The organism is Humidesulfovibrio sp. (genome assembly GCF_031082295.1).
In the GTDB taxonomy this organism is placed as follows: domain Bacteria; phylum Desulfobacterota; class Desulfovibrionia; order Desulfovibrionales; family Desulfovibrionaceae; genus Humidesulfovibrio.
This window is the reverse complement of sequence record NZ_JAVHLD010000034.1, coordinates 1-15,141: the sequence shown is the minus strand read 5'-3', so window position 1 is coordinate 15,141 and position 15,141 is coordinate 1. Positions and strand designations below refer to the sequence as shown.

The 15,141-nt window shown below is 64.5% G+C and carries 15 protein-coding genes and 1 tRNA gene; 7 read left to right on the top strand and 9 right to left on the bottom strand.

The window, feature by feature from the left end:
- The 4 genes from RDU24_RS13680 to RDU24_RS13670 all read left to right on the top strand — a co-directional run.
- Positions 1 to 227 (top strand): hypothetical protein (locus tag RDU24_RS13680; RefSeq protein ID WP_308736332.1); only part of this gene is annotated, 227 nt, incomplete at its 5' end.
- A 555-nt stretch (positions 228 to 782) separates the two neighbouring features.
- A complete protein-coding gene (locus RDU24_RS13675) occupies positions 783 to 959 on the top strand; it encodes a hypothetical protein (protein WP_308736331.1) in 177 nt (58 codons plus the stop codon).
- Complete coding sequence (locus RDU24_RS16040) at positions 949 to 1,098, top strand: DUF4113 domain-containing protein (protein WP_374989779.1); 150 nt, start codon at positions 949 to 951, stop codon at positions 1,096 to 1,098. The genes RDU24_RS13675 and RDU24_RS16040 overlap by 11 nt, the downstream gene beginning before the upstream one ends.
- Positions 1,099 to 1,465: 367 nt before the next feature.
- Positions 1,466 to 2,095, top strand: coding sequence for an NYN domain-containing protein (locus tag RDU24_RS13670; protein WP_308736330.1), 630 nt, complete (start codon positions 1,466 to 1,468; stop codon positions 2,093 to 2,095).
- Between the two features lie 1,167 nt (positions 2,096 to 3,262).
- On the opposite strand, the gene RDU24_RS13665 is transcribed toward RDU24_RS13670, so the two are convergent.
- A tRNA-Phe gene (locus RDU24_RS13665) sits at positions 3,263 to 3,338 on the bottom strand.
- Positions 3,339 to 3,425: 87 nt separating this feature from the next.
- A complete protein-coding gene (locus RDU24_RS13660) occupies positions 3,426 to 3,623 on the bottom strand; it encodes a hypothetical protein (RefSeq protein ID WP_308736329.1) in 198 nt (65 codons plus the stop codon).
- Between the two features lie 309 nt (positions 3,624 to 3,932).
- On the opposite strand from RDU24_RS13660, the gene RDU24_RS13655 reads away from it, so the two are divergent.
- Entirely contained in the window at positions 3,933 to 5,699 is a 1,767-nt protein-coding gene (locus RDU24_RS13655) for a glycosyltransferase (RefSeq protein ID WP_308736328.1), read from the top strand.
- 114 nt (positions 5,700 to 5,813) lie between these two features.
- The gene (locus RDU24_RS13650) at positions 5,814 to 6,410 is read left to right on the top strand and encodes a rhodanese-like domain-containing protein (protein ID WP_308736327.1); all 597 of its coding nucleotides are present in this window, start codon (positions 5,814 to 5,816) and stop codon (positions 6,408 to 6,410) included.
- A 414-nt stretch (positions 6,411 to 6,824) separates the two neighbouring features.
- Here RDU24_RS13650 and RDU24_RS13645 read toward each other — a convergent pair whose 3' ends face one another.
- Positions 6,825 to 7,250 (bottom strand): hypothetical protein, encoded by a 426-nt coding sequence (locus RDU24_RS13645; protein ID WP_308736326.1) that lies wholly within the window; start codon positions 7,248 to 7,250, stop codon positions 6,825 to 6,827.
- Positions 7,251 to 7,399: 149 nt separating this feature from the next.
- On the opposite strand from RDU24_RS13645, the gene RDU24_RS13640 reads away from it, so the two are divergent.
- Positions 7,400 to 8,473, top strand: a complete 1,074-nt coding sequence (locus RDU24_RS13640) for a lipid A deacylase LpxR family protein (protein ID WP_308736325.1) — start codon at positions 7,400 to 7,402, stop codon at positions 8,471 to 8,473.
- 49 nt (positions 8,474 to 8,522) lie between these two features.
- Here RDU24_RS13640 and RDU24_RS13635 read toward each other — a convergent pair whose 3' ends face one another.
- The 6 genes from RDU24_RS13635 to RDU24_RS13610 form a co-directional block, all read right to left on the bottom strand.
- Positions 8,523 to 8,717, bottom strand: coding sequence for a hypothetical protein (locus RDU24_RS13635; protein ID WP_308736324.1), 195 nt, complete (start codon positions 8,715 to 8,717; stop codon positions 8,523 to 8,525).
- A gap of 142 nt (positions 8,718 to 8,859) precedes the next feature.
- Positions 8,860 to 9,297 carry a DsrE/DsrF/DrsH-like family protein gene (locus RDU24_RS13630; protein ID WP_308736323.1) on the bottom strand — a complete coding sequence of 146 codons (438 nt, stop codon included), beginning with the start codon at positions 9,295 to 9,297 and terminating at the stop codon, positions 8,860 to 8,862.
- Between the two features lie 205 nt (positions 9,298 to 9,502).
- Positions 9,503 to 10,573: a BON domain-containing protein gene (locus RDU24_RS13625; RefSeq protein WP_308736322.1), complete on the bottom strand. Its 1,071-nt coding sequence runs from the start codon at positions 10,571 to 10,573 to the stop codon at positions 9,503 to 9,505.
- Between the two features lie 116 nt (positions 10,574 to 10,689).
- Positions 10,690 to 12,507: a PAS domain S-box protein gene (locus RDU24_RS13620; protein ID WP_308736321.1), complete on the bottom strand. Its 1,818-nt coding sequence runs from the start codon at positions 12,505 to 12,507 to the stop codon at positions 10,690 to 10,692.
- Positions 12,508 to 12,622: 115 nt separating this feature from the next.
- Positions 12,623 to 13,273, bottom strand: coding sequence for an epoxyqueuosine reductase QueH (locus RDU24_RS13615; RefSeq protein WP_308736320.1), 651 nt, complete (start codon positions 13,271 to 13,273; stop codon positions 12,623 to 12,625).
- A gap of 105 nt (positions 13,274 to 13,378) precedes the next feature.
- Complete coding sequence (locus RDU24_RS13610; RefSeq protein ID WP_308736351.1) at positions 13,379 to 14,821, bottom strand: Rne/Rng family ribonuclease; 1,443 nt, start codon at positions 14,819 to 14,821, stop codon at positions 13,379 to 13,381.
- Positions 14,822 to 15,141 lie beyond the last annotated feature (320 nt).

Below are 15,141 nucleotides of genomic sequence, written 5' to 3'. Positions count from 1 at the left end.
CAAAAGGGCTTCTTGACACCTATTCCCACAACAACTCGCTCGTCAACAAATGGGGGTATGCTGTTGGCTTGGGGACATTCGTCCTTGGCCAAAATGCTCTGCATGTTAAGAAGATGCTCGAAGATCAAATGGCATCCTACACACCGACCATTAAAAGACTTCACAATACCGCTTTGGCAACTGCAAACGAATTGGTAAAATCGCTTTCCACCCCAATTGAGCAATAAGGAAAAGAAGAAAACCCGGCTCAGCACCGGGGCCTCATACTGTTTTGGCTAGGCCTACCCCGCCGATTCTTCCGGGCACTTCCGCACCGAGCGGGGGCATGCCGAGGGGGGGATCTCAATGCTATGGGGGAACGATGGAACAGAGCAACATGATCCGCCTAGCACTGGTTGCGTTCGTTGTTGGCCTTTCGGGTGTGCCACAAACGCCGGGGGCGACAAGACCGTTGACCAAGTATCCACAAGGATCATGGGCATGTCCGAAGAGGAAGTCGCCATGAAGCTTGGGGCGCCCACCGAGCATATTCGGTTAACGAGCGGGGCCAAGGTTTGGACCTACCGCTCCAAGGTCGTGGGTATGGGAGGTGGACAGTGCATCGTCTCGATGACATTCAAGTACGGTGTGGTCGCCAGCAACACGGTCAAGTCGTATGACAGGGCTCCCATGGCACAACCCCTTGGCGGCTGTCGCGCGGTGATTGGAGCGCTAGATTGAACGAAAGAGGACACAACGAGGTATAGTGAGGCAATATCGCTCTCATAGGAGGTGGACTGAGTATGTTTCACGTCATTGAAATTCAGGATGAAAATGGTAATATCATAGGATTTGGATTGGGGAATGACGGCAAGCTGGTAAGGAAGTTAGGTCATCTTACCACCAAGGAAGGTGCGGAAATGTTGGCAGACGCGGAAAATAAGAGAGCAGCGGCTGAGAGGGAAAGTGATGAGTCCTAGAGCCCTCGCCCTGCGCTTTGCCTTCCAATCTGCGTCGGACAGCCCCTGGCACATGCGCCAACTGCGGCGCTCGCCTCGTTACACCACCAATTGGAATAAATTACTCAAGGTGGGGCAGGCCAAGGGCATCATCAAGTAGGGGGACAGTTTTCATGCAGGGCACGCCAAGGAATGGCAGATGAATGACGTTGCCGCTGGGACCAGGCAAAATGGACTTCGAAATTGAATGCCATTTTGCGCTGTTTCCCGCGCAAAACGATAAAATCTGTGGAAACATGTGGAAAACTTTCGCGGTCGCCCAACAGGCTAATACACCGAATAGCTAAGAGAAAATTGCGTTTTCGTTGTCTCCTTGTTTGCCAATGAAAAATTTGACGCTGGCATGATCTGTGTATATCTTTCACACATCCCCTCCGGCTGGCCTGTGCTGACCGGACCCCGACTCCCTGTGGAGTCGGATTTTTGAAAATAAGGCCCTTACCAGGGCCTTTTCTTTTGGAGCGGTCATGCCAAAGCAGCGTGTAGTCGCATTTGTTGACGGGTTTAATATGTATCACTCGTTGCAAAGCAACGGCCTAAAGCGCTTCAAGTGGGTAGATTATCGGTCCCTGGCGATGAAGTTTATCGCACCAACGGTAGACGATCTAACTAGTGTGTTTTATTTCAGCGCATTGGCGAAATGGGATACCGAAAAAATGGAGAAGCACAAGACCTATATGAAGGCGTTGCGCTGGGCAGGTGTTGAGCCGATCCTTGGGAATTTCAAGACCGTGGAGAGAAAGTGCCAAGCGACATGCCATCAAAAGTACCAGACGTTTGAAGAAAAGGAAACAGATGTAAATATAGCCATTTACGTTGTAAAAATGGCGCTTCAAGACGAGTATGACAAGGCTCTTTTGTTCTCCGCAGACAGTGACTTAATCCCGGCAATCAACACCGTCCAAAAGGTGATGCCGCACAAAACAATAAAAGTCGTATTTCCATTTAATCGCGTATCTGAGCACATGCGAAAAGTTTGCCTAGGGGATACAGCGCGGGTGAAAATCAAACACCTCGAAACAAGCCTGTTCCCTGACCCGATAGTCATTGATGCGGCAAAAGACATTGAAATAAATTGTCCTGCGTCTTGGAAATGATACGGGCCAGCCACCTCCAAAGGGCTTCTTAATTCTTCATGAGCTGCACCCTGCTTCCGTTTTTTTGACGCCGCCTTCAGATCTCCGAACTTCTGGCAACGAGAAATTACGCGGTATGCGCCTCAGGGGGGCACGCCGTATCGCTCATGCATTTCCCAGGGCTTCTGCCGCCAGCTCACGCCCTCCCTGGCCTGAGGCCCGGGAGCACGCAGCATTCCTCCTTCCCAGTGACATCTGCCGCTTGGCGCAGGTCACGGAGATAGGACTTTTCGCTGATGTTTGCCCGGCGCGGCGTGCAACTCAAGGTGGGATGCCACAGCAGGTGTTCGGCCTGCGGTATGAACTGGATGCGATCAAAGCCCCCCTTGCCCGCCATGTGCACCAGCCCAGCCGCTTGACCCTTCACAAGACCGACCACCTCGCCTCGCAGGATAGCATGGCCCAGAGCCATGACTTCGGCCACCCTTAATTCCGCTGTAAGCTGGTGCCCATCGCCACAGACAGCGGCCTCCAGGCCGAGTGAGTCAGCATAAGCCCCCGGCCTGCGTGTCCCTGCAGGAAACCCTCGCCCCCAACGGTTCTTGCTCCGGAACCCCTTTGGCGAAAACCACGTCCAAGGATCTAGCCGACGTCCTCGGGTACATGAATCGCGACGCGAACGCCGTGGGGCTGACCAGATGGAGCGGGAGACAAGCATCGGCCCCCCCTATGCCCAGGCAAAGGCCCCCAGCTGAAGCCAGGGCATGGGGGGGGGCATAGAGGCATGCTTGGGAAGCTCTTCCGGCAGCACCAAGAAGGTCTTCCATGAAGGCTCGGCTACCTTGGGACCTCTCCACTCGTAAAGAGCTTCACAAGGTTTGCATAAAGTGCCGGGATGTAAGCTTGTTGTGCTCCGGCTGAACCAGCGTAGGCCACAACGATTTGCTGGACGAAAGCGATGCAGCCTGCGTCGTCGCCGGACCCAACAGATTTAAGCGCTTGTTTAGCTTCGTCAGACATAATTTCCCCCTCTCTGTTTGAATGGTTTCGGGCCGCCATTCGTCAACACGTTATCAGAGGAGGGCGCAAACAGGGAAGCACCAGGCGCAAAGGTTGCACAGTGGTTGCACACATTGGCACCACAAAGAAAAACCCCTTACGACTTGCATCGTAAGGGGCTGATTTCTCTGGTGCCGAGGGAGAGAATTGAACTCCCCACACGGGGATTTTCAGTCCCCTGCTCTACCAACTGAGCTACCTCGGCGCAACGTGAGAAAGGACGTTTACCCGAACTGCAAGGTTCTTGGCAAGCGAAATCTTCCCGCCTCAGGGCGCGGGCTCGCCAAAGGCGCTACAGGTCGCGAACAAGCATGCTCGCAAGCGACCGCGCCAGGTCGCGAATATCGGCCTGGTACACCCCTTGGCGAATCTGTACTTTCAGGCCGTCCAAATAGGCCAAGCGCTCAGGATCCTCGGCCTCCCGGACCGATGCCTCTGCCACGGGCGGATCGGGAAGAGCCCGATCCCGATGCGGGGCGTGCGTCGTCATGGTGTCTCTCCTCTCCCAAAAAGAACGAATACTGTCTGGTCTACGTGCGCCTGGCTCAGGTCGGTCAAGAGCCTAGCGCACGGGGTCGGGCGGGGGCGCATACCCTCGGCAGGAGCGCTCTCGCCCCCGCCCGGTGCTTGGCGAAGTCCCTTTCGCCCGACTTGGACGGAATCCTTATCCTGGTTTCCGTAGCGCCGGGACTGGTCGGTCAGTCCTGTCGCTGGCTTCTTATCGACCCGTCCAGCAGATCGGAATAGGCCTACTACCCATATTTTTTCTTTCGTAGTATTTTGTAAAGAAGTCGTGTACATGCCGCCTATGGACCGCTGCAAACGCCTCTGCCTGATCCACGTGGACGCAGCCCTCAGCGACGCCTTCAGCGCCCTGGGCTGCGAGGTGCTGTGCCTGTCCCCTGAGCCGGGGGCGGTGCTCGACCTCCCCGCGGAGCTCTCGCGCCACGGTTTCGCCCCAGACCTTGTGCTCCAGCAGGAGTGCCTGGGACTGCGGCAGCTCGTGCACGGGCTGCATGAGCTCGACTGCGTACGCCTGTTCTGGGCGCGCGATCCGCACCTGAACTCCTTCTGGCAGGCGGCCTACGCCCGGCTGTTCGACCTGACCTTCTCCACCCAGCAACGCTGGCTGACCGACCTGCGCACCCTGGGGGCCGGGCAGACCCTCCACCTGCCCTGGTACGCGCCCCAGGAGCCCTTCACGCCCTTTGCCGAGCGCCAGCGCGTCGCGGGCTTCGTGGGCCGCCTGGGCCACAGCAGGCCCGCCCGCACCTGGCTGGTGGAGCTCCTGCGCGAGGCCCTGCCCGGAGGCTTCGAAGCCTGCGAGGACCTGGACTTCCACGCCATGCTGGCCTTCTACCGGACCACCCGGCTGGCGCCCAACGAGTCCATCACCGGCGAGGTCAACTTCCGCCTGTTCGAGGCCGCGGGCTGCGGCTGCGTGGTGCTGGCCCAGGACCTGGGCGAGGAGCAGGCCGCGCTGTTCGAGCCTGGGCGGGAGATGATCGTCTGCGCCGACGCCCTGGAGCTGCTCGACGCAGCGCAGATGCTGGCCGCCCGCCCCCGCCTGGCCGAGGCCCTGGGTCGCGCCGCCTGGGAACGCGTCCAGGCCCACCACCTGCCCCTGGCCCGCGCCCAGCGCATCCTGGAGGCCGCTGCGAACGCCACCCGCCAGGGCGCGGACGCCTCGCAAAGCCGCCGCTGGCTGGCGTTGACCCAGGCCGGGCTGCTGGAGGCCGGGCGCTTCGTGCCGGGCGGCACTTCCGGCCACGACATCGCCCAAGCACTGCGCGAGCTGGACGTCCCGCTGCCTTCGGGCGAGCCGGACGAGCTGGTGCTGGCCGCGCGGCTGCGCGTCGCAAACGCCCTGGGCCACCGCGCCGAGACCATTGAACTGCTTGCCCGCTGCCGCGAGGCCGCGAGCCTCGGCCTGCCGCTGGCCCTCACCTGCTCCATGGCAGCGCTGCGCCTCTCCCTTGGGGCAAACCCGGCAAATCACCGCCAGGAGCAAACCGGGGACGGCCAGGAGCTGCTCGGGCACGGGCTGGCCCTGGCAAGCCACTTCGCCCGCCGCGCCGATGTCGCGCTCCCGGAGGGCGGCCCCGCGCACCCCGTGGCCCTGCTGCTGGCCTGGGCCGAGCGCCTGGGGCCGGACTCTCCCCGGCAGGACAGCCCTCCCCGCCGCGGCGGCTTCTCCTTCGAGCCGGCGCACCACCTCCCGGCTAGCGCGATGGAATGCCTGTTCCTGGCCACCGCGCTGGAACCGGGCGACGTGGACGTGCTGCGCCGCCTGGACGCGGCCTATGCTCTGGAGCCGGGCAACGATGCGTTGCGCCTGGGCGCGCTCTCGGAGCTGGGCCTGCGGGCGCGCGGCGACTGGCGCGTGGGGCTGGCAACCGGCCTGTGCGACCTGCGGGTGTTCCGGCCCGGGGCGGGCCTGTCGGAGCTGTCGCTGGCCGCCGCCGACGCCCAGGCCCGGGGCGAAACCGAGGCCTTTGCCCTCGCCCTGGCCGCCGCCGACCCCTCTGGCCGCATCCGCCGCGCGCTGGCCGCCGCCAACGCCTGAGCCCTTTGCGCGCACCGGAGCCCCACGATTACCTAGACCTTGTTGCCAGCGGATAAGTAGTTTGCTACCTCCGGGCCAAGCGGGGCATCACCCCGTATCCCCTAGGAGGACTCCATGCGCAACAGGCTTCTGTCGATCCGCCACTGCACCCTCGCGCTCTGCCTCGCCCTCTCGGCCCTCGCCCTCGGCTCCCAGTGCCTGGCGGCCGATGCACCCCAGGACCAGCGCAAGCACACGCGGCTGGGCAAATACGTCACGTCCATGGAAGCCTATGACATGTGGCGCGCGGCGCCCGGCAAGGTCTTCATCGTGGACGTCCGCACGCCCGAGGAATATGACTTCCTTGGCCACCCCACCATGGCCGCCAACATTCCGGCCATGGTCTGGACCGGAATCTTCGACGCCGCCAAGAAAGCCTACCCCCTGGCCATGAACCCGAAGTTCGTGGGCGAGATGAAGCGCCGCCACGCGCTTTCGGACACCCTCGTGCTCATGTGCCGCTCTGGCCATCGAAGCGCCGCTGCCGCCAACACGCTCATCGCGGCGGGCTTTACCGACGTTTTCAGCATGGTGGACGGGTACGAGGGCGACAAGATCGCGGACAAGGCCAGCCCGGACTTCGGCAAGCGCCTGAAGGACGGCTGGCGCAACTCCAAGGCCCCGTGGACCACGGACCTGGACGAGAAGCTGGTGTACCTCCCGGCCAACTAGACTGATTCCCGCGCCATGAAACGGCAATGGGCCGGCGGAAGCACTCCGTCGGCCCTTTTTTGTTGAACATATACCAGCCAGCCCCGCCCGCCGCCACCTTGCACTTACTCTAGATATTCTTTCCCGGACCTGGGTGGCCACCGCCCGCCCCCGGCGATCCTGATCCAAACCCCGACCAGCCTGATGCGCCAGCGGCAGGGCCACTCTCCGGCGTCGTGTCGCGCCAGCTTAAAAACACGTGAATAATCAAAGCTGTCACATTCTCTCAAAAAAGTCATAAAAATATCTAGCGCTGATTTCAGCGCAGATTTCTCGATGCGGCGAGGTCGGCGTGGCGGCTGCCGAACGCCGGTGCGCCGGGCAAAAGCGGCCCGGTCGGCAGCGGCTTGCGGATATGAGGGAGGGGAAGCGCGGCTACTTGGGGAACTCGAACCAGATCTTGTCGCCCTGGCGCTCCACCCTGAGGCAGACCTGGGGGTGCGTGCCGCCCTTTTCATCCTTCAGGGTGACGGTGATGGTGAGCTTGCCCGGGCCCTCGGACTGGGCCGAGACATCCCGCGCCCCGGCCGAGGCCACAAAGACGAGGCTCGCCCCGGTGTCGCCCACGGTGCCGCCGGTGACCACCTTGCCGCCGGAGAAGAAGTCAACGGTGTAGGCCGACAGCGGCCGGAACTCTATCTCCTGGCGATAGCCCGGATACAGCCCCCAGCGGGGCGCGGGGCTCAGGCTGGACCAGGTCACGTCCACGCGGTCTACCTTGGGCGTGCTGCCGCACGCGGCAAGCAGCAGCGCAGCCAGCAGCAGCGCCACCAGGACCGGAATAGCTTGATACGAACGCATGGAGGACCTCCTCGCGGTACGGGTCGCAGGAAATATTTGCCCGCCCCTGACGGGCCAGGCTCTCCCGCCGGGACACTGCAAATCCCGCGCCCGCGTTTCAAACGCTGAGATTCCTTGACAGCGCGCCAACGCCGGGGCAAGCCAGCGGTATGCGCACCCGTTCCCCGAAAACCTTCGCCCTGGCCCTGGCGGCCCTGCTCGCGCTGGCCCTGGCCACCCCCGCGTGGTGCGCGGAGGCCCTCCCGGCGGCCAAGCCCGCCGCCAAAACAGCGTCCACCCTCATCCTCACCGAGGAGAACGACTTCTTCGCCGGGACCGACGAGCGCTACACCAATGGCATCAAGCTGACCTGGATCTCCGGCGACCTCAAGAGATACGCCGAGGACGAGCGCCTGCCGAACTTCGCCGTGGCCTACCTGAAGGAACTGCCCTTTGTGAACGAGCCCGGACAGCAGTACAACGTCGCGTTGTCGCTTGGCCAGAACATGTACACCCCCTCCAACACCCAGACCGAGGCTCCCCAGCCCGACGACCGGCCTTACGCCGGCTGGACCTACTTCTCTCTGGCCCTGCACGCCAAGACCCCCACCCAGCTCGACAGCTTCGAGACCAGCCTGGGCATGGTGGGGCCTTCCGCCCTCGCGGGCGAGACACAGAGCAATTACCACACCTTCATGGGCTTTGCCCGGGCCGAGGGCTGGCGCCATCAGATCCACGACGAGCCGGGGCTCATGCTCTCCTGGCAGCGCACGCTGCGCTGGAAGCGGCTGGACCTGGGCCGCGACGTGGCAGTGGACGTGCTGCCCCACGGCCGCATCACCGTGGGCAACGTGCAGACGCACGCCGCCGCCGGGTTCGAGACGCGCCTCGGCTACCGCCTGCCCTGGGACTTCGGCACCTCGCTCATCCAGCCGGGCGGAGGCGTCAGCGCGCCAGCGGATCCCGACGACCCGCGCCTGCGGCAGGACACCAGCTTCGGCGTGCACCTCTTCGCCGGGGCTGAGGGCCGCGCCGTGGCGCGCAACATCTTCCTGGACGGCAACACCTGGGAGCACAGCCCGCACGTGCCGAAAAAGCCGCTGGTGGCGGACCTCATGGCGGGCGTCGGCCTGGTGCTTGGCAAGGCAAAGCTCACCTACACCCATGTCTACAGGACGGAAGAGTACGACGGCCAGAGAGGCCCGCAAATGTTCGGCTCCGTCAGCCTGTCGGTGACGTTCTAGGCGGGGGGGACAGCCGCTTCAGGCTGCCCCGGAGACGGAGACAAGGGCTCTAGGCCTGGGGCTCCGCAGGGGCGGCTTCGTCTTGTCCAGGCTCGGGCTGGCCGGGCTCGACGGGGTTGCCGTACTCGTCATACTCCACAGGGCGCCCTGCGTTCTCCTGCTTACGGCGCAGCTTCTCTTCCTTCTTCTTCTTCTTGGCCAGCTCCTTGGAGCGCTTTTCGTATTGATAGTTCGGCTTTGCCACGGGCCTTCCTTTGCAAAAGGTTCACGGAGGATGACGCCCTCGCGTCTCGGAAACCGATGCTATCCTTTCCGGCCCACCCTGGCAACGACTTTGCGCCCAAGGCTGGCCAGACCGGCTTCGGGCCGGGGCAATCACGCGCCCGTCAGGTGAACAGGCAGATCTTGCAGTCCCTGGCGTAGCGCAGAAAATCCTCCGCGGTCCAGACCACGACCCCTTCCAGCAGCTTGCTCTCGTCGATCTCCATCATGTCGATGCTCATCTTGCAGGCGATGAGCTCCACGCCCTCGGCCTGGGCCATCTCCATGAGCTCGCCCAGGCTGGGGATGTTGGCCTTGTCGATCTTGCTCTTCATCATGCCCGTGGCCAGGGTGACCATGCCCGGTATAACGCCCATGACGCCCGGCGGAAAGTACTTTGCGTGGTCCGCGCCGCCCGTAAGCACCATGTTCAGGCCCATGAACGAATAGAAGATCTTGGTGTCCATGCCCAGGCGCGCGGCGTTGATGCCCAGCACCAGCGACGGATACGCGCCATCCAGCGTATCCTTGACGCAAATGAACGCAGCCTTTTCCCCTTGCATCGCTACCTCCCGCGGCCACTCGCCGCAGTGCGCAGGTTGCGCCCGGCCAGATGTCGGCGGGGCGGTTTGGGAGCAAGGCTACGCCCAGGGCGCGGGTGGGTCAAGGAGGCGTGCGGGAATTTGGCGGGACGTGGGCTGGGTGACAATCATTGGTGCGGGCCGGGCTTGGCGCCCGCGACCCGAAAGGCTTCGGTCGGCCGCAGCCTCAGTATTGGGCGAGCAGGGACTGGATCTTGAGCCGGGCGTGCTGGTGGGTGGCCTGTTCGGCGGCCACGGACAGCCTGTCGGCGATGGACAGGTCGCGGTCGGTGGTGACCTGCCCGGCCAGGGTGAGCAACTCGGCCTTGGCGGTGGGGTTTTTCAGCGACTTGGCCAGGGCATGCAACCGTTCGCCCAGGCGCAGCCGCGCCTTGTTCCAGACCACGGGCTCCTGGCCTTCCTGGTGCGTCGGCGCCTTGTGGGCCACGACCGGGCCGGCGGGCAGATGCTGCGGTTCCGCAGCGGCAAGCTGCACAGGTTCCGGGCGCGCTGGGGCGTGTTCCGGGCTTGGGGTAAGCAGGTAGCGATGGTTGTTCTCGCGCTTGCCGGTGGCGTACTCGTCGCGGATGGCGAGCAGGGACAGGGCGCGCGTTCCGGACACGGACTCCACGTACTGGATGAGGTCGAGGGCTTCGGCATGGGTGCCGACCACGCCGATGAGGCAGATCTCGCCTTGCACGGCGCTGATCTCCACCCCGACGTTCTTGTGCAGCACGTAGCGGCTGAGGGCCATGCGCGTGGAATTCTCGAGGAAGTCGTCCTTGAGGCCGGCGTAGGGGTTTTCGAGGTCGCGCATGCGCAGCACGCCCTTCACCTCGTCGACGCCCTTGACGGCCTGCAGGGTGCGGATGACGTGGTCGCGCTGCTGCTCGTTGTCCACGGTGCCGACAGCGAAGATGTCGCCGTTGTAAGCATAGACGTCCACGTCCGAGGCGCTCTGCTCCGTCAGCAGCGTGCTTTTGGCCTTCATGGTGAGCATGTTGTCGCGCAGGATGGTGTTCATGTCGCGCTCGTCCGCCGCCAACTGAGCCGTCTGGTAGGCCTGCTTGACGCCGCTGTAGGCCAGCGAGGCGGCCCTCGGGGCTGCCAGGGAGGCCGTGGTGCCCAGGGCGAAGGGCAGCATGGCGCAGCCTCCGGCGCCGAGCAGCGCCACCCCGAGCAGGGCCAGCACGAGGGCGCGCACAAGGGACGGGAGGCCGGACTGGCGGCGTTTCTGGAGGCGGCAGGAGGTTTCCATGCCACCGACATAGCAAATACTGTTCCAGCGGCAGCAATTGCCTGGCGCTCTAGGGATGCGCGGCTTTCCGCGCCGCCTGGGGCCTGTGGCGCCGGTCAGAATGCCGACGGTTTCTCTCAGGATTGCGTGGACTTGCCCGCGGACTTGTTTTCGTACATGCGCTTGTCGGCATCGCGCAGGAGCGATTCCAGGCCTTCAGGTGTTCCGGCCGTGGCAGCGCCCACGGACAGGCGCACCGGGCAGCTGCTGCCCCCGCGCCGCCTGAAGGCTTCGACCTCGGCGTGGATGCGCTTGACGGATTCGGCCACGGCGTTCTCGTCCGCTCCGGGAAGCAGCACGGCGAACTCGTCGCCGCCCAGGCGCGCCACCAGGTCGCCGGAGCGGAAGGCCATGCGCAGGATGTCGGCGGCGTTCTTGATGAGGTCGTCGCCCGCGGCGTGGCCCAGCGTGTCGTTGATGGTCTTGAGCCCGTCCACGTCGGCCATGATGATGCTGACGGGCAGCAGCCGCCCCTGGCTGGCGCGGCGGTATTCGGCCTCGAAATGGGCGCGGTTGAACAGGCCGGTGAGCGCGTCGTGGGTGGACACGAACACGAGCCGCTCCTCGTAGGCCTTGCGCTTGCTTATGTCGCGGGCCACGAGGTGGTAGCCGGTGATGGCGCCGTCGTCCGTGCGCACCGGGGTGGAGAGGATCTCGGCCCAGAGGGTGCCGCCGTTCTTGTGCAGAAGCGGCACCTCCAAGCGCATTGGCGCGGGCTCGGGCTTGCCCTGGATGGAGGCGGCGTACTCGCGGCAGTGCCGCTTTATGCGCTCCACGTGGTCCGGGTGCATGGCGTCCCAGACGGTCAGCCCGAGGATTTCGGCGTAGTGGAAGCCGCGCGTGCGCTCGTCCGCCGGGCTGGCGTAGACGAAGCGGTGGTCGGCATCCAGCCGCCAGATGATGTCGGCGGAGTTTTCGGCCAGGAAGCGGTAGCGCTCCTGGCTCTCGCGCAGGGCGCGGGCGGCCTGGTTGCGCTCGGTGATGTCCGTGACCACCCCGACGATGCCGGAGACCTCGCCCTCGGCGTCGTGGGTGGCGGCCTTGCTGAACATGACCTCGCGCACGGTGCCGTCCTTGCGGGTCATGCGGAAGTCGTACATCTGGATGCCGTCGGAGGCCATGAGGGCCTCGTCCATCTCATGATACTTCTTCGCCTCCACCTCTGGGTAGAGGTCGAACACGCCCTTGCCGAGGAACTCCTCCCTTGGCCGCTCCAGAAAGGCGCTGAAGGCGTCGTTGCAGCCGGTGTAGACCCCGGCGCGGTCCTTGATGAAGATGGGGCTTGGGATGACGTTCAGGATGCTTTCCGTGAGGGCGCTTGATTCCCGCAGGCGGGCCTGGATGCGCTCGTTCTCCTCCAGGGCCGCCTTGAGGCGCAGGTTGCGGGTGGCCAGGTCGGCGATGAGCCGGGAGAAGGTGCTCATGTACGACACGATCTCCTTGGCGCGCTCGCGGGTGAGCACCGGCACCTCCTGCAGCGCCTCCAGGTACTCGTCCACATCGTAGCCGAACTCCCGGGCCTGGGCGGCGAAATACTCGCGGTCCCTGACGTCGGTGTCGTAGAAGAACTGGGTCAGGTAATAGGTGCCCAGGTGGCGGCCCTCCACAAGCATGGGGATGGCCAGGTGGCGCAGCCCGTTTCTGCAGAGGTATTCCTTGGCGTCCAGCCGCAGCTCCTGCCCGATGTCGAAGGACCGGCTCTGCATGCAGCGCTCGCGGCTCTTGGGGTGCATGCGGTGATATCCGGCGCAGATGACCTGCCAGCCGGCGCCAGCGAGCACGCGGTCGTCGCCGGCGTTCTTGATGCTGACGGCCACGCCGCAGGCCTTGTGGCAGGCCTCGGCCATGAGACGCAGCTCATGGCGCGGGATGAGATCGGAAAGCTTGCAATCCATGGAGCCTCGGGCGGGGGGCCTTCTCATTCGGTGTCAGGTATTGATGCGCGCAGGCGAATCATTACCATTCCCGACCAGAATGGTAAAGGTGGAAGCGGGCGGCCCAGGCGGCGCTTTAGGACTGTGCGGCTGCGGCTTCCGGCTCCAGCAGGCGCCTGTAGCGGTCGTACTCGCTCAATAGGCAGCCGCAATACTGCTGGCGGTAAATGCCCCACTCCTTGGACAGGCGCACGCCCTCCAGCAGGCCGGGGCGGAAGTCCTCGGGCAGGAAGTCCAGGCCGGGGCCGCTGTGGCGCAGGCCGGACTCGATGATTGCCTTCTGGTTCTGGTAGCGGCTGTAGAGCAGCGAGGTGGTGTACCGCGCGAAGCCCAGGCTCCGCGCCTTTGCCGCCGCCACAACCAGGCGGATGTCGTAGCAGCGCGGGCAGCGCAGCTTCATGTCGTCCATGCCCGGGCCCAGCTCGGCCATGGCGGTGAGCCATGGGGCGGCGTGGGCGGCGGCCGGGCCGGAGTGGGCGGGCCTTTCGGGGTCGGTGGCCTCGTCGGCGATGAGCACCGGAACATTCAGGCGCGCGGCCACGGCCAGAACGCTTTCGCGGCGCTTCAGGTACTCCAGCAGCGGGTGGATGTTCGGGTTGTAGAAGAAGATGGTGGGCTCAAGGCCCATGTCGCGCAGGCGCATGATGGGCGTGATGCTGCACGGCCCGCAGCAGGAGTGCATGAGGATGGCGTTTTCGGCCAGCGGGGAGGTTGTCCGGGGCTGCATGGCGCTGTTTCCGTGCTTGTTGTGGCCTGTTGCAGGCCATTGCTGACGCCCGCCCCCCGCCGCCCCCGGAGAGGATCCCGGGAGCGGGGGAACAGGCTGTGAGGCCTACGGCAGCTTGGTGTTGACCACGATCTCCACGCGGTTGTCCAGGCGCGCGCCCATCTCGGTCAAAAGCTCGCGCTTGTTGTTCAGCATGTAGATGGCCAGCTCCTGGCCCAGGGGCACCTGGAGCGGGTTCGGGCAGCCGGGGCGGCGCAGCAGGCGGTGGATGGTCTTCATGGCCTGCAGGGACTGCCACTCCAGGTTCCTGCGGATGCCCGTGCCGCCGCAGCAGGGACAGGGCTCGGTGGACACGCTGATGGCCGAGGAGCCCAGGCGCTGGCGCACCAGCTCCATGAGCCCGAAGGGCGAGATGCCGGAGACGTCGGTGCGGGCGCGGTCGTTCTTCATGGCCTGCTTCACGACCTTTTCCACGTCGCGGCAGTGCTTGGGGTCCTTCATCTCGATGAAGTCGATGACGATCTGCCCGCCGATGTCGCGCAGCTTGAGCTGGCGGACGATCTCCTCGGCGGCCTCGGTGTTGGTCTTGTGGGCCATGCGGGCGAAGCTCTGCTCCCCGCCGATCTTGCCGGAGTTGATGTCCACGCTGGTGAGGGCCTCGGTGTGGTCGAACACCAGGCGCCCGCCCGAGGGCAGCGTGACCTCGCGGGAGTAGATCTGCTCCACCTGCTTGGTCAGGCCGAAGCGCTCCCACATGGTCTTGTCGTGGTCGGCGTGGAGCTTGACCATGTTCGGGCTCTTGGGGAAGGCCAGGGCCACGTAGTCGCGGATCTGCTCAAAGGTGTCGGGGTCGTCCACCCAGACCTCGGAGACCTCCGGGGTCAGGTAGTCGCGCGCTGCGCGCACGGCCAGGTCCAGCTCCTTGTAGACGAGCGCCGGGGCCTTCTCGGTCTGGGCCTTCTTCTTGATCTCGCCCCAGAGGCGGTGCAGCACCTTGTAGTCGCGCACGAGCTCGGTCTTGGCGCGGCCAATGCCCGCCGTGCGCACGATGAGCCCCACGCCCTCGGGCGGGCCGATCTGGTCGATGCAGGACTTGAGGCGCTCGCGCTCCTTCTCGTCCTCGATCTTGCGGCTGACGCCCTGCTGGTCGCGCCCCAGGGTGTACACGAAATAGCGTCCCGGCAGGGACAGGTAGCAGGTGACGAAGGCGCCCTTCTTGCCGGTGGGCTCCTTCACGACCTGGACAAGCACCTCCTGCCCGGCCTTGAGCACCTTCTGGATGAGCGGGTAGCGCGCGCCCTTCTTGAGCGGATAGGAACCCTGGTAGTACTCCGGGTGCACCTCGTCGATCTGCAGGAAGCCGTTTCTCTCGGCCCCGTAGTTGATGAACGCGGCCTGCAGGGCGGAGTCGATGTTGTGGATGTAGCCCTTGTAGATGTTGCCCTTGGTCTTGGCCTGGTGCAGCATCTCCACGTAGTATTCCTGCACCAGGTTGTCCTCGGTGAGCACAACCTCCACAAGCTCGTTCGGCAGCACGCCGATGAACATCTTCTTGGTGCGCTTCTTCTTGCCGTCGGCGGGCTCCTTGGCGTCCTTCGACTCCTTGGCGGCGGGCTCCTTGGGAGCCTTCGGCCCGTCGGACTTGCCGTCGGACTTGGCGTCGGACTTGTCATCGGACTTGGCGTTGGAGTTGCCGTCGGGCTTGGCGTCGGACTTGGAGGCGGAGGACTTGCCGCGTCCACGGCCACGGCTGCGGGGCTTGGGCGCGCTCTCGCCGCCTTCGGCCTCCGGGCGGGGCTCGGCTGCGGTCATGGCCGCGCCGGGGGCCTCCGGGGCCGCAGCGTCGGCAGCGCCGACGGCAGGGGCGG

Bases quoted from the DNA above. Each gene is read 5' to 3' on its own strand.
- RDU24_RS13655 (WP_308736328.1), top strand. From the start codon at position 3,933: ATGCCGCCTATGGACCGCTGCAAACGCCTCTGCCTGATCCACGTGGAC.
- RDU24_RS16040 (WP_374989779.1), top strand. From the start codon at position 949: ATGAGTCCTAGAGCCCTCGCCCTGCGCTTTGCCTTCCAATCTGCGTCG.
- RDU24_RS13645 (WP_308736326.1), bottom strand. From the start codon at position 7,250: ATGCGTTCGTATCAAGCTATTCCGGTCCTGGTGGCGCTGCTGCTGGCT.
- RDU24_RS13660 (WP_308736329.1), bottom strand. From the start codon at position 3,623: ATGACGACGCACGCCCCGCATCGGGATCGGGCTCTTCCCGATCCGCCC.
- RDU24_RS13650 (WP_308736327.1), top strand. From the start codon at position 5,814: ATGCGCAACAGGCTTCTGTCGATCCGCCACTGCACCCTCGCGCTCTGC.
- RDU24_RS13675 (WP_308736331.1), top strand. From the start codon at position 783: ATGTTTCACGTCATTGAAATTCAGGATGAAAATGGTAATATCATAGGA.
- RDU24_RS13610 (WP_308736351.1), bottom strand. From the start codon at position 14,821: ATGTTCATCGGCGTGCTGCCGAACGAGCTTGTGGAGGTTGTGCTCACC.
- RDU24_RS13620 (WP_308736321.1), bottom strand. From the start codon at position 12,507: ATGGATTGCAAGCTTTCCGATCTCATCCCGCGCCATGAGCTGCGTCTC.
- RDU24_RS13670 (WP_308736330.1), top strand. From the start codon at position 1,466: ATGCCAAAGCAGCGTGTAGTCGCATTTGTTGACGGGTTTAATATGTAT.
- RDU24_RS13625 (WP_308736322.1), bottom strand. From the start codon at position 10,573: ATGGAAACCTCCTGCCGCCTCCAGAAACGCCGCCAGTCCGGCCTCCCG.
- RDU24_RS13640 (WP_308736325.1), top strand. From the start codon at position 7,400: ATGCGCACCCGTTCCCCGAAAACCTTCGCCCTGGCCCTGGCGGCCCTG.
- RDU24_RS13630 (WP_308736323.1), bottom strand. From the start codon at position 9,297: ATGCAAGGGGAAAAGGCTGCGTTCATTTGCGTCAAGGATACGCTGGAT.
- RDU24_RS13615 (WP_308736320.1), bottom strand. From the start codon at position 13,273: ATGCAGCCCCGGACAACCTCCCCGCTGGCCGAAAACGCCATCCTCATG.